Raw genomic sequence first — 366 nt, forward strand, 5'->3', positions numbered from 1 at the left:
TACAGTAAAGCTCCACGGGGTCTTTCCGTCCTGTCGCGGGTAACCTGCATCTTCACAGGTACTATAATTTCACCGAGTCTCTGGTTGAGACAGTGCCCAAATCGTTACACCTTTCGTGCGGGTCGGAACTTACCCGACAAGGAATTTCGCTACCTTAGGACCGTTATAGTTACGGCCGCCGTTTACTGGGGCTTCAGTTCAGAGCTTCGCTTACGCTAACCCCTCTCCTTAACCTTCCAGCACCGGGCAGGTGTCAGCCCCTATACTTCGCCTTACGGCTTCGCAGAGACCTGTGTTTTTGCTAAACAGTCGCTTGGGCCTATTCACTGCGGCTTTCCGTTAAGAAAGCACCCCTTCTCCCGAAGT

At 52.7% G+C, this 366-nt stretch carries 1 rRNA gene; it reads right to left on the minus strand.

Going from position 1 to position 366, the window contains the following annotated elements:
* Nucleotides 1-366 (minus strand): 23S ribosomal RNA (locus JDS81_RS29865); the annotation flags it as partial.

Origin of the sequence: Bacillus cereus group sp. N31 (genome assembly GCF_016483245.1) — a bacterium.
In the GTDB taxonomy this organism is placed as follows: Bacteria; Bacillota; Bacilli; order Bacillales; family Bacillaceae_G; genus Bacillus_A; species Bacillus_A toyonensis.